The sequence below is a fragment of the Microbacterium hibisci genome (assembly GCF_015278255.1).
In the GTDB taxonomy this organism is placed as follows: Bacteria; Actinomycetota; Actinomycetes; order Actinomycetales; family Microbacteriaceae; genus Microbacterium; species Microbacterium hibisci.
Map to the genome: position 1 here is coordinate 711,964 of NZ_JADIJC010000001.1, position 18,806 is coordinate 730,769.

The window sequence follows — 18,806 nt, forward strand, 5'->3', positions numbered from 1 at the left end:
CGGCGCCGACGACCGTCAGCGCGCGGACGCCGCGGCGGTCATCGCACCCGCGCGCTCGAGGGCGGTGTCGACGAGCTCGCTGATGAGTTCGCCGTACGACATGCCCGAGGCGATCCAGCACTTCGGGAACATCGAGATCGGCGTGAAGCCCGGCATCGTGTTGAGCTCGTTCACGTAGAGGCCGTCGGCCGTCAGGAAGAAGTCCACACGCGCGAGCCCCTTGCCGTCGACGGCGAGGAACGAGCGGATGCCGAGATCCTGGATCGCCGCGATCTCGGCGTCGGTCAGATCGGCGGGGCACACCACGTCCGCGCCGTCGCCGCCGAGGTACTTGCCCTCGAAGTCGTAGAACTCGCGCGTGGTGAGCACGATCTCGCCCGGGAGCGATGCGCGCGGCCCGGCGCCGCCGCGTCCCTCGAGGATCGCGACCTCGACCTCGCGGCCGACGATCGCGGATTCGATGAGCACCTTGTCGTCCTCGGCGAACGCCAGCGCCAGCGCTGCGTCGAGCTCCGACCCATCGTGCACCTTCGAGACTCCGACGCTCGACCCCGCGCGGGCGGGCTTGACGAAGGACGGCTCGCCGAGGGCTGCGGCATCCGCTCGCACCCCTTCGGGGTCGCTCTCCCACCGCGCACGCGTGACGGTGACCCACGGCGAGACGGGCACGCCGGCGGCGGCGAGCACGATCTTCATGAAGTGCTTGTCCATGCACAGTGCCGAGTCGAGCACGCCCCCGCCCGCGTATGGGATGCCGAGCGTGTCGAAGAAGCCCTGGACCGTGCCGTCCTCGCCGTGGAGGCCGTGCAGGATGGGCAGGACGACGTCCACGCCGCCCAGCTCGTCGAGGGCGCCGTCGGGACGGCGGACCCGGAGCGTGCGGTCGGCACCGCCTTCGGGCCACACGACGCGGGTGCCGTTGTCGACCACTTCGGGCAGGCGTTCGGCGTCGAGCGCGAACTTGTCGGGTTCGTCGTCCTCGAGGACGAAGACGCCCTCCCGGGTGATGCCGATGGGGATCACCCGGTAGCGGTCACGGTCGATCGCCCGCAGCACCCCTCCCGCCGTTGCGGAACTGATCGAGTGCTCGCTGGATCGACCGCCAAAGAGCACCGCCACCGCCGGCTTGTCCATTCGTCGTCCTCTCGCCCTGGGGGGTGTCGTCATCGGTCGTCAGATGCGGCGCGATGTCGCGCGGGTTCATGGTTCCGTCGAGCACCATCTTCACCTGCTCGACGATGGGCATCTGCACGCCCACCTCACGAGCCAGCTGCAGGATCGGCGCGACCGACGCGAGACCCTCCGCCGTCTGGTTCATCTGCTTGACGACGTCGTCGAAGCGGTAGCCCTGGCCGAGCAGGCGCCCGGCGGTGTTGTTGCGGCTGAGCGGCGACTGGCACGTGGCGATGAGGTCGCCGAGTCCGGCGAGGCCCTGCAGGGTCTCGGGATGGGCGCCGAAGGCGACCGCGAAGTCGGTCATCTCGACCAGACCCCGCGTGATGATCGACGCCTTGGTGTTCTCGCCGTAGCCGACGCCGTCGACGATGCCGATCGCCACGGCGATGAGGTTCTTGAGCACGCCGCCGAACTCGGTGCCGATGACGTCGGTGTTGACGAACGTGCGGAAGTAGCGGTTGCGGGCCAGCCGTGCGACCGCCTCGGCGGTCTCCTGACTGGTCGACGAGATGACCGCCGCGGTGGGCTGTTCCCGCGCGATCTCGAGAGCGAGGTTCGGCCCGGACGCGACCGCGACCCGCGCCGGGTCGCAGTGCAGCTCCTGCTCGATCACCTGGCTCATCCGCAGGCCCGTCCGGCGCTCGACCCCTTTCATGAGCGAGACGATCGGCGTCTCGGTCTTCGAGATGAGCGGACGGACGGCCTTGAGGTTCTGCCGGACGGCCTGACTGGGGATCGACAGATAGACCTGGTCGGCTCCGTCGAGGGCCTCGGAGAGGTGGTGCGTCGCGTGCATGTCGCGGGGCAGGTTGATGCCCGGGAGATACTCGCTGTTGCGCTTGCCCTCCTGGATCTCGGTCGCCAGCTCCGGGCGCCGGGCCCACATGGTCACGTGCGCGCCGCCGTCGGCCAGGATCTTCCCGAATGTCGTGCCCCAGCTGCCCGCGCCGATCACGGCGACGCGCGGGCGCGCGGCGTCCCTACGGCTCAAGGCGGCCCGTCTCCTTCTGGCCGTGATCGGCCGGATTCCACCGCTCCACCGGGGCGGGCTCGGCACGCAGCTGCGACAGCAGGCCGGCGATGTCGGCCATCACAACGTCGGTCGCCTCGACGAGCGCGGTCTGGGAGGTCCCGGCATCGGCGTACTCCGACAGGTCGACCGGCGGGCCGACCAGAACCCGCACGCGGCGGCGGAGCGGCCACAGCTTGAGCTTGCCGTAGCGCGGGAGCACCTGCTGGGCGCCCCAGTGCGCCATGGGGATGACCGGGATGCCGCCGGCAAGCGCCAGCCGGACCGCACCGGTCTTGCCGCGCATGGGCCACAGCCCGGGCTCGCGGGTGAGCGATCCCTCGGGGTACACGATCACACCGCGGCCATGCCGCGCAAGGGTCTCGGACGCCTCCAGCGTCGCGCGCGCCGCCGAGGCCGACGTGGCACGCGCCACAGGGATCATGCCGGTGGCGCGCAGCGCCCAGCCGAGGCCGGGGACCCGGAAGAGACTCTCCTTGGCCATGAAGCGCGGGGCGCGGCCGACCCGCCAGACCGCCACCGCGACGACGAGTGGATCGATCTCGCTGAGGTGGTTCGGGGCGAGGACGTACGCGCCCTCGCGCGGGAGGTTCTCGCCGCCCTCGACCTCGATCTTGAAGATCAGGCCGACGAGGGGCACGACGATGGCCGCAAGCGGCCAGAAGACGCTCGGTCGGGTCTTCTCCGTCGAGGCCCGCAGTCGATCGGTCGCCACCGGACTATCCGATGACGTCGAAGTCGGCGCCGAGCATGTCGAGCTTGGCGAAGAACTTCTCGTAGCCCCGACGGATGATTCCCACGTTGCGCACGATCGACTCGCCTTCGGCCGCCAGCGCGGCGATGACGTAGCTGTAGCCGCCGCGGAGGTCGGGCACGACCACGTCGGCGCCGTGCAGCGGCGTGGGACCGTTGATGACCGCGGCCTGCTCGAGTGCGCGACGCGGGACACGCCGACCGGGGGCGTCGAGGCCGCGCGGATGCACGACGATGTCGGCGCCCATGAGGTTCAGCGCCTCGGTGAAGCCCAGCCGGTTCTCGTACACCGTCTCGTGGACGGTGGACTGCCCCTCGGCCTGGGTGAGCGCGACGATGAGCGGCTGCTGCCAGTCCGTCATGAAGCCGGGGTGCACGTCGGTCTCGACGACGACGGACTTCAGCCGTCCGTCGCGGCGGAACTGGATGCCGTCCTCGTGGACGTCGAACCAGCCGCCCGCCTTGCGGAAGACGTTGAGGAAGGTCAGCATCTCCTGCTGGCGGGCGCCGCCCACGAAGATGTCGCCGTCAGTGGCGAGTGCGGCGCACGCCCATGAGGCGGCTTCGTTGCGGTCGAAGATGGCCCGATGGTCGTAGCCGCGCAGCGAGTCCACGCCCTCGATGAAGATGACGCGGTTCGGCTCGTACGAGATGATCGCGCCCATCTTCTGGAGCACCGCGATGAGATCCATGATCTCGGGCTCGATCGCCGCGTTGCGCAGCTCGGTGACGCCCTTGGCTCGCACCGCCGTCAGCAGCACCTGCTCGGTGGCGCCGACGCTGGGGTACGGCAGCTCGATGTTCGCGCCGTGCAGGCCGTTGGGGGCCGTGATGCGGATGCCCTCGTAGCTCTTGTCGACGACCGCGCCGAACGCGCGGAGCGCGTCCATGTGGAAGTTGATCGGGCGGTCCCCGATGCGGCAGCCGCCGAGGTCGGGGATGAGCGCCTCGCCGAGCAGGTGCAGGAGCGGCCCGCAGAACAGGATCGGGATGCGCGATGCGCCCGCGTGCGCGTCGATCGCCTCGAAGTGCGCCGCCACCGCGCCGCTCGGGTCGAAGTGGATGGTGCCTTCTTCTTCACCGTCCCACACCCGCACGCCGTGCACTTCGAGCAGCGAGCGCACGACCTGGACGTCGCTGATGTCGGGCACATCCCGCAGCGTGCTGGACGTCTCTCCGAGAAGGGCCGCGACCATGGCCTTGGTGACGAGGTTCTTCGCCCCCTTGACCTCGACGCGTCCCGTCAGCGGCCGACCGCCGCGGATCGCCAGAACCTCACCGGTCACTTCCTGCTCCCCCGCCTTCGCAGCTGTGCTCTCGCCTGCGGCGACATTCAGAAGTGGCTTCATCCGGTGGATCCTCACTTGGTGTGCAAGAGGTGCTTTGCGGCGGTCGGGTACCCGGGTTCGGGCGCCCGGCCCGGCTTACGGAACGGGAAGCGTCCGCGGCCGCCACGCCTCTCGGCGAGCCTCGAACTGCGCGATCTTGTCTTCGTCGCGCAGGGTGAGCCCGATGTCGTCGAGCCCTTCGAGAAGCCGCCACCTAGTGTAATCGTCGATCTCGAAACCGAGCCTCAGTTCGCCGATCGTGGCCGTCCGGCCCTCGAGATCGACCGTCATGGTCGCCCCGGGGGCAGCCTCGAGAGCAGCCCACGCGGCCTCGAGGTCGTCTTCCGAGATCACGCCCGCGACCAGGCCCTGCTTGCCGGCGTTGCCCCGGAAGATGTCGGCGAACCGCGGGCTCAGGACGACCTTGAAGCCATAGTCGCGCAGCGCCCAGACGGCGTGCTCACGGCTCGAGCCTGTGCCGAAGTCGGGGCCTGCGACGAGGATGCTCGCCCCGGCGTACACGGGCTGGTTGAGGACGAAGTCGGGATCCTGCCGCCAGTTCGCGAAGAGCGCGTCCTCGAAGCCCGTCTTGGTGACGCGCTTGAGGTAGACGGCGGGGATGATCTGGTCGGTGTCGACCGCCGAGCGCTTCAGCGGCGCGGCGACTCCGGTGTGCGTCGTGAACTTGTCCATCTCAGACCTCCGTGCCCTCGGCTGCGGCCGCGACGGGCGCGGGAAGATCGCTCGGGCTCGCGAGGCGCCCCAGCACGGCGGTCGCGGCGGCGACGAGCGGCGAGACCAGGTGCGTGCGTCCGCCCTTGCCCTGCCGGCCCTCGAAGTTGCGGTTGCTCGTCGAGGCGCAGCGCTCCCCCGGCGCGAGCTGGTCGGGGTTCATGCCGAGGCACATCGAACAGCCCGCGAAGCGCCATTCGGCGCCGAACTCGGTGAAGACCTTGTCGAGGCCTTCCGCCTCGGCTTCCAGCCGCACGCGCGCCGAGCCCGGCACGACCATCACACGCACGCCGTCGGCCTTCTTGCGACCCTCGACGACCGACGCGAACGCGCGCAGGTCCTCGATGCGGCTGTTGGTGCACGACCCCATGAACACCGCGTCGACGGGCACCTGCTTGAGCGGAGTGCCGGGAACGAGATCCATGTACTCCAGGGCGCGCTCGGCGGCGGCACGCTCGTTGGGGTCTGCGAAGTCGTCCGGCGAGGGCACCGAGTCGCTCAGCGAGACGCCCTGGCCGGGGTTGGTCCCCCAGGTGACGAAGGGCTCGAGTGCACTCGCGTCGAGGAAGACCTCCGCGTCGTACACCGCACCCTCGTCGCTGGGCAGCGTGCGCCAGTAGGCCACGGCGTCGTCCCAGTCCTGCCCCTTCGGCGCATGCGGGCGCCCCTCGAGATAGGCGAACGTCGTCTCGTCGGGCGCCACCATGCCGGCGCGGGCGCCCGCCTCGATCGACATGTTGCACATCGTCATGCGGCCTTCCATCGACAGCGACCGGATGGCGCTGCCGCGGTACTCGAGCACGTAGCCCTGGCCGCCGTTGGTGCCGATCTTCGCGATGACGGCGAGGATGATGTCCTTCGCGGTGACGCCGGGCCTCAACTCGCCCTCGACGGTGATGGCCATCGTCTTGAAGGGCTTGAGCGGCAGCGTCTGGGTCGCCAGCACATGCTCGACCTCGCTCGTGCCGATCCCGAACGCCATCGCGCCGAAGGCGCCGTGCGTCGACGTGTGCGAGTCGCCGCAGACGACGGTGATCCCAGGCATGGTGAGGCCCAGCTGCGGGCCCACGACGTGCACGATGCCCTGCTCGGCGTCGCCCAGCGAGTGCAGACGGACGCCGAACTCGGCGGCGTTGCGACGCAGCGTCTCGATCTGCGTGCGGCTGGTCAGGTCGGCGATCGGCTTGTCGATGTCGAGCGTCGGGGTGTTGTGGTCCTCGGTGGCGATGGTGAGGTCGAGGCGGCGCACCGGACGACCCTCCGCGCGCAGGCCGTCGAAAGCCTGCGGGCTGGTGACCTCGTGGACGAGGTGGAGGTCGATGTAGATCAGATCGGGCTGGCCGTCCTCGCCCTTGACGACGAGGTGGTCGTCCCACACCTTCTCGGCGAGGGTGCGCGGGCGGTCGGGAATGCCGGCTGCGTGGGGAATGCTCATTGCTCAGTTCTCCTCAGAAGGGACTCTGCCCTGGGGTGGGGCCCGCGACGAAACTCCGCGACGAGTGAGGCCTGGGAACTAGGACTCGTCGCGGCCGCTAAGGAGGAGGCGAGCGATCCGCACGTCGCCCAGGTTACCACCGCCGCCGCTGACGGCCGGTCGGGGGCGTCATAAGGCTGCCCGTGGCTGCGTGCACGCACGACTTCGCGCCGGGCGTCGAGGACGGCCCGGCGCGAAGCGAGAGGTCAGCGACCTTCGTCGGAGTGCGGCTGCTCCACCGTGGGCGGGGTGCCCTTCTCGTCGGCGACGACCGCGGCCGCGGCATCCGGCGTCGCCGCTCGCCGCTCGCGAGCCGAGGCGACGAGGCTCGCGATCGTCGCGACGGCCATCGACAGCACGATCACGCCCAGCGACATCCAGGTGGAGATCTCGGGCGCCCACTCGATGTGCTCGCCGTTGTTGATGAACGGGAGCTCGTTCACGTGCATGGCGTGGAAGACGAGCTTCAGGCCGATGAACGCGAGGATGAACGCGATGCCGTAGTGGAGGTAGCGCAGGCGGTCGAGCAGGTCGCCCAGGAGGAAGTAGAGCTGGCGCAGACCCATCAGGGCGAAGATGTTCGCCGTGAACACGATGAACGCGCTCTGGGTGATGCCGAAGATCGCGGGGATCGAGTCGATCGCGAACAGCAGGTCGGTCACGCCGATCGCCGCGAAGACGATGATCATCGGCGTCCACATCTTCTTGCCGTCGACGACGGTGCGGATCTTCGCACCGTCGTAGTGGTCGCTGATGTCGATCGTGCGACGCAGCAGGCGCACGACGAACGCCTCCTGCTTCACCTCATCGTCGTGCGCGCCGCCCGGGAAGGCCTGCCGCCAGGCCGTCCACACGAGGAAGGCGCCGAAGATGTAGAACACCCAGCTGAACTGCTCGATGACCGCGGCGCCCACGAGGATGAAGATGCCGCGGAGCACGAGGGCGATGATGATGCCGACCATCAGGACTTCCTGCTGGTAGCGGCGCGGCACCGCGAACTGGCTCATGATGAGCACGAAAACGAACAGGTTGTCGATCGAGAGGCTGTACTCGGTGAGCCAGCCGGCCACGAACTGGCCGGCGTACTCGGGCCCGGCGACGATCCACATGATCCCCGCGAAGATGAGGGCGAGCGTCACGTAGAACACGACCCACAGCGTCGACTCCCGGGTCGAGGGGATGTGCGGCCGCTTCAGGATCAGCAGCAGATCCGCGAGGAGGATCAGGGAGAGGATCACGAGGGATCCGATTTCGAACCACAGCGGGAGTTCGAGGTCCATTCAGGGCCTTTCGAAAGGGGGAACGTGTGAGGGGTCGGTCGATGCCGAAAGTCTCTCCCCCGCCGGCGGATCGCCTGCGGCGCACACCCGGGGTCGCGGTATCGGGACCCGTGATGACGGATGCGCGGTGACGGGATACTCCCTCTCGCTCGGAACAGGATACAGCCGGGAAGCGGGACCCGTGCGCCGTGAGACGATGCGGACCTCGCGGACACTGACGGGGTGAGAGATGATTCGGAGGATGGGGATGGCCGACGACCGCCCGCCGGGTGCCACCGGCGACGCCGAACTCGTGGTGCTGGCCGCGGGTGGGAGCGAGCGCGCCTTCCGCACGCTCTACCGGGCGTACGTGCGGCCGGTGTACTGGCTGGCGCACGGGCTGGTCGGCAATCCGGCCGACGCCGAGGAGGTCACCCAGGAGACGTTCCTCGTCGCCTGGCGCAAGCTGCCGGGTCTCGACCTCGCCGGAGACTCGCTGCTGCCCTGGCTCGCAACGATCTGCCGTTTCCAGAGCGCCAACCGCGTGCGACGGCAGCGCCGCGATCGCGAGCACACCGCGGCAGCCGTCGACGAGACCCTCCCGGCGACCGTCGACGTCCAGCAGCAGGTGATCGACGCGGAACTGGCCGAGGCGATCCTTCGCGAGGTCGCTGGCCTCGGCGAGCTCGATCGGGCGATCTTCCGGCTCTGCGCCACGGAGGGCTACGCCTATCAGGCCGCCGCCGACGAACTCGGCGTGGCCCATGGCGTCGTCCGCAATCGTCTCTCCCGCATCCGCACGCGTCTGCGGACCGTCGTGAAGGAGAGCACATGAACACCCGGCCCGCGGGGACCCCTTCCTCCCTGCCTGAACTGACCCCCGAGCGCATCGACGAGATCGAGGACGCGCTGTTCGCCGACATCGCCCGCGGGCGCTCGCGCAAGACCACCCGGCGCGGGCAGCTGTGGCTCGCGGGCGGAGCGGCGGCCGCGATCATCGCAGTGGCGGCCGTCATCGCGCCGTCCGTCGGCAGTCTCATCGACGGACCCGACATCACGTCTCTCGAACAGCCCGCTGTAGCGCCGGAGGCGCCCGCCGACGGCGGCAGCGCCGAGAGCGGATCCGACGCGGCCGTGACCGACTCGCGCGACGCCGGCCCGCTGACGCTCGGCCAGGAGTCGTCCGGCCAGGGCGACGCCGCCGGCGGAGCTGTCGGAGCTGCCGGAGCGGCGCAGACCGACCGTGACATCATCACGACGGCCTCGGCGACCGTGAGGGTCGACGAGGTCGACGCGGCGGTGCGTGCGATCGGGAACTCCGCGGTCGCCCACGGCGGCTATGTGGAGTCGATGAGCGTCGGCAGCGACGGCAGGGTCTACCCGATGACGCCCGAGGGCGGAATGGTCTACGACACCTACCCCTCCCCGTCTCCCACCGACGGCGCATGGATCACCGTCCGCGTGCCCTCCGACGAGCTTCCCGACATGGTGGACGAGCTCGACGACGTCGGCGAGGTCACCGCGACCAACGTCTCGCGACAGGATGTGACAGCCCAGACCCTCGATCTGCAGGCCCGGATCGACGCGGCACAGGCGTCGGTGGACCGCCTCGCCGAGCTGATGGCGCAGGCGCAGAGCGTCACCGATCTCATCGCGGCGGAGTCGGCCCTGGCCGAGCGCCAGGCGCTCCTCGAGTCGTACCAGCAGCAGCTCGAGATGCTCGACGAGCAGGTCGCCATGTCGACGCTCTCGGTCACCGTGGTCCCGGACGTCGAGCCCGTCACCGCCGACCCCGCGGGTTTCGGCGACGGTCTGGCCGCGGGCTGGAACGGACTCGTCGCCACCCTGAACGGCATCGTCGTCGCCCTCGGCTTCCTGATCCCCTGGCTGGCGGTCGCCGGCGTCGTCGGCCTGATCGTGTGGGGCGTCATCCGCCTCGGCCGCCGGCGCAGGGCGGAGCGCCTGCGGCGGGCGGAGACGGATGCCGCCACCGCCGCCGAGCGGCGGGACTGAGACCTCTGCTGACCGTGTCGGCGCATCCGGGCGGCGCGCCGATACGGTGAGACGGTGACCCGCCGGAGATTCCCCCAGTCGGTGTATGGAACGGGCCAAGAGCCCGATGCGCGATTCAGCCTCGCCAACGAGCGCACATTCCTCGCCTGGAACCGGACGGCGCTGGCGCTGATCGCCGGCGGCGTGGCGCTGGAGGCGCTCGGCCTGGATCTGCAGTCGGGGCTCCGACTGGCCGCCTCTCTCGTCCTCATCGTCGCGGGTCTGCTGCTCCCGGTCCTGGCGTGGCAGGAGTGGGGTCGCACGGAGCGTGCGCTGCGCGCCGGTTCGCCTTTGCCCGGCTCGACCACGAGCATCGCGCTGGCAGTCGTCATCGTGGGGGTGGGCGCGCTCGTGCTCCTCGGCGTGATCCTCCGATGACCGACCGGCGCGTGTTCGATCCGGGTCTGCAGCCCGAGCGCACCGAGCTCGCGTGGCGGCGCACCGCGCTCGCGATCGGCGTCGGCTCGCTCGTCGCGCTGCGGGTGCTGCCCGCCGCCGCGTCCGACTCCGCCCAGGCCCAGCTGCTGCTCGCGCCGGGCATCGCCGGCCTCGCCTTCGCCGTGGTGCTGTGGACGCTCGCGCGCGCACGCCACCTCCGCGTCAACCGCGCGCTCGTCGACGACGACCCGCGAGGGCTTCCCGGCTCGGCCCTGCTCTTCGCGCTGACGCTCTTCGTCGTCGGCTGCGGTGGTCTGTCGGCCGTCGTCGTCCTGACCATGGCCGCGCTCTGACGACGGCCTCCCGACCTCTCGCCCCGGCTGCCGGACAAGCCGAAAGCCCGGTCCTGGTGGACCGGGCTTTCGATTTCTGTGTGACCCCAGCGGGATTCGAACCCGCGTTACCGCCGTGAGAGGGCGGCGTACTAGGCCGCTATACGATGGGGCCGTACAGCGTGCCGCAACGGCTGTTGCGACGTGTTGCTTGACTGGTGACCCCAGCGGGATTCGAACCCGCGTTACCGCCGTGAGAGGGCGGCGTACTAGGCCGCTATACGATGGGGCCGTTCAGGCAACCGTTCGATTATGCCACGGCGCGCAGGCCCTCTCCAAATCGGCACGGGGATCCCGGTTCTCCTTGCCCGGGCGGCGGCGGAACGCTTGACTCGACGCATGCGAGTCACGAAGTTCGAGCACGCCACCCTCACCCTGGTCGACACCGGCAAGACGCTGGTGATCGACCCCGGATCCTTCACCGCTCCCCTCGGCGAGCTCGAGGGGGTCGTCGGGATCGTGATCACGCACGAGCATCCCGACCACTGGACCGCGGACCACCTGGACCGCATCCTCGGCACCTTCCCGAACACGCCGATCTTCGCACCCGAGGGCGTTGCCAAGGTCGCCGGCGACTACGACATCACCCTGGTCCACCCCGGCGACGTCATCGACCTCGAGCCGTTCCGCCTCGAGTTCTTCGGCGGCACGCACGCCGTGATCCACAAGTCGATCCCGGTCGTCGACAACGTCGGAGTGCTCGTCAACGACGACTTCTACTATCCGGGCGACTCGTACGCCGTCCCCGAGGGACGGTCGGTGAAGCTGCTCGCCTCGCCCGTCGGCGCGCCGTGGCTCAAGATCGGCGAGGCGATGGACTTCGTCCTCGCGGTCGCGCCGCGGCGCGTGTTCGGAACCCACGACATGACGCTCTCCGTCGCCGGCCGCGACATGGGGCGCGCACGGCTCGCGTGGGCCGCCGAGCAGGGCGGCGGCGAACTCGTCGCGCTGAACCCGGGCGAGGGCACCGACATCTGACCCACACTCCGCAGACGCGGACGACGGATGCCGCAGCAGCTTCGATCTGCGGCATCCGTCGTCTCGTTCTCCCCGTGCGGCGACGCGGCCGGACGGGCGGTCAGTTTTCTACTGGGCGTCGAGATCGGTCTCCAGAAGGGCGACCAGGGCGTCGAGCGCCTCGTCCGCGCCGTCACCGTCGGCCTTCAGGGTCACGACCGTGCCCTGCGAGGCGCCCAGACCCATCAGCGACAGGATGCTGCCGGCGTTGAGGTCGGGGCCGCCTTCGACGGCGATCGTGACCGGGACGGGCTGCGCCTGCACGGCCTGCACGAAGAGCTTCGCGGGGCGGGCGTGGAGTCCGGAGCTGCTGGCGATGGTGGCCTGACGTTCTGCCATGGTTCTCTCCTGTCTGCGTCGGACCTCGGCCGGTCGACGCTTCCGATTCTGTCGGACGACGACCTCAGGCCGCCACGGGTACGGCCATCTCGACGGCCTCGGCCTGCTCGAGCTCCTTGCGGCCCACCCACTTCTTGAGGGCGATCACCGCGAAGGCCGAGACCACGGTTCCGGCGGCGATCGCGACGAGGAAGCCCCAGAACGGGTCGATGGCGAAGAACACGAAGAGTCCGCCGTGCGGCGCGAGCGACTGCACGCTGAAGACCATCGTGAGCGCACCGGTCACCGCGCCGCCGACCATCGAGGCGGGGATCACGCGCAGCGGGTCCGCCGCCGCGAAGGGGATGGCACCCTCGCTGATGAACGCCGCGCCGAGCAGCCACGCCGCCTTTCCGTTCTCACGCTCCACCGGCGGGAAGAGATTGCGCGCGAGCACCGTGGACGCGAGCGCCATCGCGAGCGGCGGCACCATGCCCGCGGCCATCACGGCCGCCATGATCAGGTACGGCGTGGTGTTCTCCGGCGTGGCGGCGGCGAGCCCCGCGACCGCGAAGGCGTAGGCGACCTTGTTGACGGGGCCACCCAGGTCGAAGCACATCATGAGGCCGAGGACGACCCCGACCGCGACGATGCCCGCACTGCCGGCGAGCTGGTTCAGCCAGTCGGTGAGCAACACCATCAGCGTCGCGATGGGCCGTCCGAGGAACAGCACCATGAGACCCGACGCCACGATCGACGCCAGCAGCGGGATGATGGCCACGGGCATCAGTCCGCGCAGCCAGCGCGGCACGCGCCACGTGCCGATCCACCATGCGGTGACACCGGCGAGCAGACCGCCGACGATGCCGCCGATGAAGCCGGCATTCATCGTCACGGCGATCGCGCCGGCCACGAAGCCGGGCGCGATGCCCGGGCGGTCGGCTATCGCGAAGGAGATGTACCCGGCGAGGGCAGATACGAGGAAGCCCATCGACGCAGCGCCGATGGCGAACGCCACCGACCCGAGGTAGATGCCCAGTCCGCCTTCGGGCAGATCCCACAGCGAGTTCTCGACGATCACGGTCGTCGCATTGTTCGGGGCGGCGTAGTCGTCGCCGAAGAACAGGAAGCCGAGGGCGATCAGCAGACCGCCGCCCGCGACGAACGGGATCATGTAGCTCACGCCGGTGAGGAGGATCCGCTGGATGCGGGCGCCCCACGACAGCGTCTCGGCGGGCGCGGCCGACGCCGTCGCGGCCTCGCCGCCGACGCGCGTCGCCGTCGGGTCGTTGGCGGCGGCCACGGCCTCGGCCACGAGCAGCTCGGGCTGCTCGATGCCCCGCTTGACCCCGGAGCGCACGACGGGCTTGCCGGCGAACCGCTGCTGTTCGCGCACGTCGACGTCGGTGGCGAAGATGACGGCGTCGGCTCCGCGGATGACGTCGGCGGGGAGCGCCTGGTAGCCGCTCGAGCCCTGGGGTTCGACGACGAGGTCGACACCGGCCTTCTTGCCGGCGGCGGTGAGCGCATCGGCGGCCATGAAGGTGTGCGCGATGCCGGTCGCGCACGCGGTGACGGCGACGATCCGGGCGGGACGTCCATCGATCGTGAGGGCATCAGGCGCGACGGCGGCTGCCGCGGGGGCGGCTGCTGCGGCGGGGGCGGCGGCTGTTGCTGCGGGCGCCGCGGCGGCTGCGGCGTCCCTCTCCCCGATGGCGGTCTGCACGATCGCGACCACGTCGTCGTCGGTCGTCGCGGCGCGCAGACCTGACGTGAAGTCCTCCTGCATGAGGCTGCGGGCGAGCTTGGACAGCACCGCCAGGTGCGCTTCGGCTGCGTCCGCGGGCGCGGCGATGAGGAAGACGAGGTCGGCCGCGCCGTCAGGCGCTCCGAAGTCGACGCCCGGATTCAGCCGCGCGAATGCGAGGGAGGGCGTCGTGACGGCCGCACTCTTGGCGTGGGGAATGGCGATTCCGCCGGGAAGCCCGGTCTCGTCCTTCTGCTCGCGCGCCCACGCGTCGTCGAAGAGCGCGTCGGCGTCGATCGCGCGGCCCTGCGCGACGACGCGGGCGGCGAGCGACCGGATGACGGCGGCCTTGTCGGCGCCCAGTGGCGCGTCGAGGCTCACCAGGCCTGGGGTGATGGTGTCGGTCACGATGACCTCCTGGGTCGTGGGGTGGATGAATGCTCGGCGAGTCTGGTGACGGGCACGTCGCCCGAGGGCAGGTCCGCGGGGGCCGGCGCCTGCGTGCCGGGAAGGGATGCCGCGGCCGCCCCGTAGCGGACGGCCAGGCGAAGCCGCTCTTCGGGGCCGGCACCGCGCGTGGCGGCGAGCACGTAGCCCGCGAGTGAGCTGTCGCCGGCGCCGACGGTGCTGACGACCTGGATGGGCGGCGGTGTCGCCGCCCACGCGCCGTCCGCGTCGACCAGCAGGGCGCCGCGGGCCCCGAGCGTGATGAGGGCGGAGCGTGCGCGCGTCGGCACGATCGTGCGCGCGATGTCGGCGATCGCGCCCGCGTCGGCCTGGCCGAGCGTCGCGCCGGCGAGCTCGGAGAGCTCCTCGTCGTTCGGCTTGATGAGATCGGGCGCGCCGTCGGCGACCACGGCGGCCAGAGCCGCGCCCGACGTGTCGACGGCGACGAGCGGGGAGGCCGCCCCGTGCGCCGCACGGACCGCGGCGATCACGCGGACGTATAAGTCCTCGCCTGCGCCGGGAGGCAGCGAGCCCGCGAGGACGAGCCAGCGTGCGCCGACGGATGCCGCGACCACCGCGTCGATGACCCCGCCGACTTCGTCGGGCGACAGCCCGGCGCCCGGCAGATTCAGCTTCGTCGTGACCCCGGCCGGATCGGTGATCGCGAGGTTGGCCCGGACGGCGCCGGCCACGGCGACCCGGTGCGTGTGCACGTTCGCCTCGCGCAGCGCGGCGGCGAACGGGTCGCCGATGGCGAGCGGGAGGACCGCGGTGCACTCTTCACCGGCCGCGGTGACGGCGCGGGCGACGTTGATGCCCTTTCCCCCGGCATCCTCGCGTGCCGACGCGGCGGATTGCACGTCACCGACCCGCAGCGCCGCCGGCAGCGTGATCGTGCGGTCCAGGGAGGGGTTGGCGGTGAGTGTGACGATCATGCGAGCCAGACCTCCACATCGGCCTCCGTGAGCGCGGACGCGAGTTCGGCGTCGGGCGCGGCATCCGTCACCAGCACGTCGATGTCTGACAGCGACGCGAAGCCGACGAGCAGCTCGGCACCGAGCTTCTCCGCGTCGGCCACGACGACCACTCGGCGCGCGGACTGGACGATCGCGCGCTTGACCGCGGCCTCGTCGGGATCCGGCGTGCTGAGTCCGAAGCCCGCGGACACGCCGTTGGTGCCCACGAAGGCCACATCGGGGCGGAGTGCACCGATCGTGCGGACGGTGTCGGCGCCCACCGCCGCGGCGGTGAGCCCGCGGACCCGCCCGCCCACCAGCGACAGCGACGCGCCGGGAACGCCGGCGAGCGTGTGGCCCAGGGTGAGCGAGTGGGTGACCACCTCGATGCGGGACTCGGCGAGCCGCGGGGTCAGCGCGGCGGCCACGGCGCTCGTGGTCGTGCCGGCGTCGAGGAACAGGGAGCCGCTGAAGTCGGCGCCGAGCGCGTCGAGCGCGCGGCGGCCGATGGCCGCCTTGGCGCTGCCGTGGCGCTCGAGCCGCTCGGCGAGCGAGGGCTCGCGGGTGCTGGCACGCTCGCGGGCCACTGCTCCCCCGTGCACACGGCGCAGCGCACCGCGCGATTCGAGGAGATCGAGGTCGCGCCGCACCGTCTCGGTCGTGACGTCGAAGCGATCTGAGAGCTCGACGACGCCGACACGGCCCTGAGAGGCCAGCAGGAGCTCGATCTGCTCGTGGCGCTCCGTCGCGTACATGTGGACACCCTTCATCGGATTCCCACACAATACAACACGTTCCCACATAAACGCAACCAAGTATCTTCGAACAGTGCCCGACAAACCTGCTGCCGAAGTCCAGATCACCGAGGCGCTCATCCGCAGACTGCTGAGCAGCCAGGCGAAGACCGCGATCCCCGACGTCGACCGGCTGAGCCTCACGAAGGTTGCGGAGGGCTGGGACAGCGAGGTGTGGCGACTCGGCGAGGACTACGCCGTCCGTCTTCCCCGGCGAGCGGTCGCGGCCCCCCTGGTTCGGCACGAGCAGGCAGTGCTCCCGGGGATCGCCGACCGACTCGCGCCTCTCGGCGTCCGGGTTCCCGCACCGCTCGTGCACGGCGTGGCCGGCGAGGGCTATCCGTGGGTCTGGTCGGTGGTGCCGTGGATCGAAGGCGAGCGGGCGCTGGACGTCACCGCGTCCCGGCGGACGCCGTGGACCGGAACTCTCGCACACGCCCTCGCGGCACTGCATGTCGACGCCCCCGCCGACCACCCCGTCAACCGGTTCCGGGGCCATCCGCTCGCCGCCCGCGCCGACGCGGTGGAGGCGCGGGTGCGCGACCTGCAGGGCCGCGGCACGGTGGACGCGGCATCCGCAACCGCTCTCCTGGGAATCTGGCGCGGCGGCGTCGCGGCGGCGCCGTGGGATCGCCCGCCGGTCTGGATCCACGGGGATCTGCACCCGGGCAACCTCGTCGCCCACGGCGAGACGCTCGCGGGGATCATCGACTTCGGCGACGTGACCGCCGGCGATCCGGCCTACGACCTCGCGGTCGCGTGGCTGGCCTTCGACGCCGAGGGGCGATCACGATTCGTCGACACCGCGGGAGACCGCTACGACGACGCGGTCTGGATCCGGTCGCACGCTTGGGCGGTGGCCGTCGCGCTCATGCTGCTCGCCCACAGCGACGACAATCCCGACTACTTCGCCCTCGGACGGGAGGCCGTGGCCCAGGTGCTCTCCCCGGAGGAAGTGGACGGCACCGGAGCCGCACGCCTCAGAGTCCGCGACTGCTGAGCACCTCGGTCGCCGCGATCTTCAGCACGCCGCCTTCGTCGACGAAGCGATACCTCGTCACCTCCTCCACGACGCGACCGTCGTGGAACCGATAGGTCAGGGTCGCCTGCCCCTGATCCGGACCGGTGGCGCTCACCTGTGACGCCGAGACCTCGGCCACCTGAGACCAGAACGCGTCGTACCCCCCGCGCCCGCCGGCGTGGTTCTCCTGATAGTCGGCAGTCATGAGGGGCCAGGCGGCGTCGCGGTCACCCGGCATCATGGCGTAGTAGCCGGAGATGGTGTCGGTCACCCGCTGCTCGGGTGCCACCGGCGCGGGCTCCTCCTCCCTCGGCACCTCGGTCGGAGGCGCCGAAGGGGTGGCGGGGGGCGCGACGGGCTGGGGTGTTCCGCTCGTCGGTTCGGGAGCCGTCGTGCTCGCCGCCGGCGCCGGCGTGGGATCCGCCTCCGGCACGCCGCCCGGACGCAGGAGATTGAGAACCAGCGCAGCGCCGACCCCCAGCGCGACGAGCAGGATGACCGCACCCGCGATGATTCCGGCACGACGGCGCCGGGTGGTGGTCCGCGGCGCCTTTTCCTGCGGAGTCTGCGTCGTCCACGCCGGGGCCTCGCCGACCGCGGGGGCCGCGGGCGCCGCGCGGCCCAGCGGCTCGGTCTCCGCCGTCGGCGGCTGGTAGCTCGTGGGCTGGTCCATCGGCCGTGTCCGCCCGATGGGCGCAGGGAGCGACGGCGCGCCGAGCGGGTCGGAGATCGGGACTTCGGGCGGAGGCGGCGCGGTGTCATCGTGCGCCCCCGTTGCGGCGTCGTCTTCGAGCGGGACCGTCGGCGCGTCCTCGCGGAGCGGGACCGCCGCGGCGTGATCCCCGAGCGGGACCGTCGCGGCCGCCCCCGGCCCGTCTGGGTGCTCCTCAGCCGACGCCGCCGCCGCGGCCTGCGTGAACGGCATCGTCTCGGGCGTCGCGGGATGTTCGTCGGCGCTGCCACGGTTCGGCGCACCCGCCGGCGCGACACCGGCAGCCGCGGTGACAGCGTGGGCGCCGAATCCCAGCGTGCGCAGGTCGTCGGAGAGATCCGCGGCCGCGTGCTCGTGCTGCAGCGACATGAGGATCTCCGCCACCGACTGCATGCTGGGCCGGCGCTTCGGCTGCGAGGCGAGCATGCGGCGAAGCGGCGCTGCCAGCGGCCCGGCGTGCTTCGGAACCGGGTAGCCGCCGCGAGCCACCTTGTGCAGCAGCGCGATCGGATTGCGGTCGGTGCCGAACGGCGGTTCCCCCTCGACCACCGCATACAACGTCGAGCCGAGCGAGAACACGTCGGAGGCGAAGCTCGTCGGAAGGCCGCGCGCCACCTCGGGAGCCAGGTACGCCGGGGTGCCGTGGATCATCCCCGTGGCGGTGATGGTCGTATCGCCCAGTGCGTGCGAGATGCCGAAGTCGCTGATCATCGCCGAGCCGTCTCCCGCGATCAGGATGTTGCCCGGCTTCACGTCGCGATGGACGATCTTCAAGTCGTGTGCGGCCGCGAGCGCCGACGCGACCTGCGCTCCGATCCGCGCGGTCTCGAGCGGCGTCAGCGCGCCGTGCTCGCGCAGGAGTTCCGACAGCGGGGTGGATTCGATCAGCTGCATGACGATGCAGGGCTGCCCCTCGTGCTCGACGACGTCGAACACCGTGACGGCGTGCGGGTGGTGAAGGCCGGCGGTGTTCCGGGCCTCGCGCATCGCCCGGTCGGTGGCGACCTGTCGCTCGCTGTCGGTGAGCTCGGGCTGCGTGCGCAGCATCTTGAGCGCCACCGGTCGCCGCAGGCGTGTGTCCCACGCCTGCCACACGACGCCCATCCCGCCCGCTCCCAGCATCCTCACGAGCCGGTAGCGATCGGCGACCAGGGCGGACGGTGTACTCATCGGTGCCCCACCCCTCGCAACCTGGCGTGAACGCTACGCCGGCTGGGGCG

18 protein-coding genes and 2 tRNA genes are annotated in these 18,806 nt (G+C 71.0%); 6 read left to right on the forward strand and 14 right to left on the reverse strand.

Annotated elements, in window-relative coordinates; all coding sequences use genetic code 11:
• Positions 1-15 precede the first annotated feature (15 nt).
• The 7 genes from IM770_RS03385 to IM770_RS03415 all read right to left on the reverse strand — a co-directional run bounded on the left by IM770_RS03385 (position 16) and on the right by IM770_RS03415 (position 7,773).
• Positions 16-1,134, reverse strand: coding sequence for a D-alanine--D-alanine ligase family protein (locus IM770_RS03385; protein ID WP_203579679.1), 1,119 nt, complete (start codon positions 1,132-1,134; stop codon positions 16-18).
• On the reverse strand, positions 1,034-2,167 hold the full coding sequence (locus tag IM770_RS03390) for an NAD(P)H-dependent glycerol-3-phosphate dehydrogenase (protein ID WP_203579680.1): 1,134 nt from the start codon (positions 2,165-2,167) through the stop codon (positions 1,034-1,036). The genes IM770_RS03385 and IM770_RS03390 overlap by 101 nt, the downstream gene beginning before the upstream one ends.
• Positions 2,157-2,921 (reverse strand): lysophospholipid acyltransferase family protein, encoded by a 765-nt coding sequence (locus IM770_RS03395; RefSeq protein ID WP_307785362.1) that lies wholly within the window; start codon positions 2,919-2,921, stop codon positions 2,157-2,159. Before IM770_RS03395 ends, IM770_RS03390 begins: the two co-directional genes overlap by 11 nt.
• A 4-nt stretch (positions 2,922-2,925) precedes the next feature.
• On the reverse strand, positions 2,926-4,308 hold the full coding sequence (gene murA, locus IM770_RS03400; RefSeq protein ID WP_239065617.1) for a UDP-N-acetylglucosamine 1-carboxyvinyltransferase: 1,383 nt from the start codon (positions 4,306-4,308) through the stop codon (positions 2,926-2,928).
• Positions 4,309-4,383: 75 nt separating this feature from the next.
• Positions 4,384-4,980, reverse strand: coding sequence for a 3-isopropylmalate dehydratase small subunit (leuD, locus tag IM770_RS03405; RefSeq protein WP_203579681.1), 597 nt, complete (start codon positions 4,978-4,980; stop codon positions 4,384-4,386).
• A 1-nt stretch (position 4,981) separates the two neighbouring features.
• Positions 4,982-6,454 carry a 3-isopropylmalate dehydratase large subunit gene (gene leuC / locus IM770_RS03410; protein WP_203579682.1) on the reverse strand — a complete coding sequence of 491 codons (1,473 nt, stop codon included), beginning with the start codon at positions 6,452-6,454 and terminating at the stop codon, positions 4,982-4,984.
• Between the two features lie 245 nt (positions 6,455-6,699).
• Positions 6,700-7,773 carry a TerC family protein gene (locus tag IM770_RS03415; RefSeq protein ID WP_203579683.1) on the reverse strand — a complete coding sequence of 358 codons (1,074 nt, stop codon included), beginning with the start codon at positions 7,771-7,773 and terminating at the stop codon, positions 6,700-6,702.
• 247 nt (positions 7,774-8,020) lie between these two features.
• Between IM770_RS03415 and IM770_RS03420 the strand changes: the two genes are divergently transcribed.
• The 4 genes from IM770_RS03420 to IM770_RS03435 are packed head-to-tail and all read left to right on the forward strand — an operon-like array spanning position 8,021 to position 10,535.
• The gene (locus tag IM770_RS03420) at positions 8,021-8,587 is read left to right on the forward strand and encodes an RNA polymerase sigma factor (RefSeq protein WP_203579684.1); all 567 of its coding nucleotides are present in this window, start codon (positions 8,021-8,023) and stop codon (positions 8,585-8,587) included.
• The gene (locus IM770_RS03425; protein WP_203579685.1) at positions 8,584-9,765 is read left to right on the forward strand and encodes a DUF4349 domain-containing protein; all 1,182 of its coding nucleotides are present in this window, start codon (positions 8,584-8,586) and stop codon (positions 9,763-9,765) included. Before IM770_RS03420 ends, IM770_RS03425 begins: the two co-directional genes overlap by 4 nt.
• 54 nt (positions 9,766-9,819) lie before the next feature.
• Positions 9,820-10,182, forward strand: coding sequence for a YidH family protein (locus IM770_RS03430; protein WP_203579686.1), 363 nt, complete (start codon positions 9,820-9,822; stop codon positions 10,180-10,182).
• Positions 10,179-10,535 (forward strand): DUF202 domain-containing protein, encoded by a 357-nt coding sequence (locus IM770_RS03435; RefSeq protein WP_203579687.1) that lies wholly within the window; start codon positions 10,179-10,181, stop codon positions 10,533-10,535. Before IM770_RS03430 ends, IM770_RS03435 begins: the two co-directional genes overlap by 4 nt.
• A gap of 81 nt (positions 10,536-10,616) precedes the next feature.
• On the opposite strand, the gene IM770_RS03440 is transcribed toward IM770_RS03435, so the two are convergent.
• Together IM770_RS03440 and IM770_RS03445 are read right to left on the reverse strand one after the other, a co-directional pair.
• A tRNA-Glu gene (locus IM770_RS03440) sits at positions 10,617-10,689 on the reverse strand.
• A gap of 41 nt (positions 10,690-10,730) precedes the next feature.
• Positions 10,731-10,806 (reverse strand) — tRNA-Glu (locus IM770_RS03445).
• 107 nt (positions 10,807-10,913) lie between these two features.
• Here IM770_RS03445 and IM770_RS03450 point away from each other — a divergent pair.
• Positions 10,914-11,552, forward strand: a complete 639-nt coding sequence (locus IM770_RS03450) for an MBL fold metallo-hydrolase (protein WP_203579688.1) — start codon at positions 10,914-10,916, stop codon at positions 11,550-11,552.
• A 108-nt stretch (positions 11,553-11,660) separates the two neighbouring features.
• On the opposite strand, the gene IM770_RS03455 is transcribed toward IM770_RS03450, so the two are convergent.
• The 4 genes from IM770_RS03455 to IM770_RS03470 all read right to left on the reverse strand — a co-directional run bounded on the left by IM770_RS03455 (position 11,661) and on the right by IM770_RS03470 (position 15,814).
• A complete protein-coding gene (locus tag IM770_RS03455) occupies positions 11,661-11,930 on the reverse strand; it encodes an HPr family phosphocarrier protein (RefSeq protein WP_203579689.1) in 270 nt (89 codons plus the stop codon).
• A gap of 64 nt (positions 11,931-11,994) precedes the next feature.
• On the reverse strand, positions 11,995-14,064 hold the full coding sequence (locus IM770_RS03460; RefSeq protein WP_203579690.1) for a PTS fructose transporter subunit IIABC: 2,070 nt from the start codon (positions 14,062-14,064) through the stop codon (positions 11,995-11,997).
• Positions 14,061-15,038 carry a 1-phosphofructokinase family hexose kinase gene (locus tag IM770_RS03465; RefSeq protein ID WP_203579691.1) on the reverse strand — a complete coding sequence of 326 codons (978 nt, stop codon included), beginning with the start codon at positions 15,036-15,038 and terminating at the stop codon, positions 14,061-14,063. The genes IM770_RS03460 and IM770_RS03465 overlap by 4 nt, the downstream gene beginning before the upstream one ends.
• A complete protein-coding gene (locus tag IM770_RS03470) occupies positions 15,035-15,814 on the reverse strand; it encodes a DeoR/GlpR family DNA-binding transcription regulator (RefSeq protein ID WP_203579692.1) in 780 nt (259 codons plus the stop codon). The genes IM770_RS03465 and IM770_RS03470 overlap by 4 nt, the downstream gene beginning before the upstream one ends.
• Before the next feature lie 73 nt (positions 15,815-15,887).
• Between IM770_RS03470 and IM770_RS03475 the strand changes: the two genes are divergently transcribed.
• Positions 15,888-16,853 (forward strand): aminoglycoside phosphotransferase family protein, encoded by a 966-nt coding sequence (locus tag IM770_RS03475; RefSeq protein ID WP_203579693.1) that lies wholly within the window; start codon positions 15,888-15,890, stop codon positions 16,851-16,853.
• Here the strand turns inward: IM770_RS03475 and IM770_RS03480 are convergent.
• Positions 16,834-18,756 (reverse strand): serine/threonine-protein kinase, encoded by a 1,923-nt coding sequence (locus IM770_RS03480; protein WP_203579694.1) that lies wholly within the window; start codon positions 18,754-18,756, stop codon positions 16,834-16,836. The genes IM770_RS03475 and IM770_RS03480 overlap by 20 nt on opposite strands.
• Between the last annotated feature and the right edge of the window lie 50 nt (positions 18,757-18,806).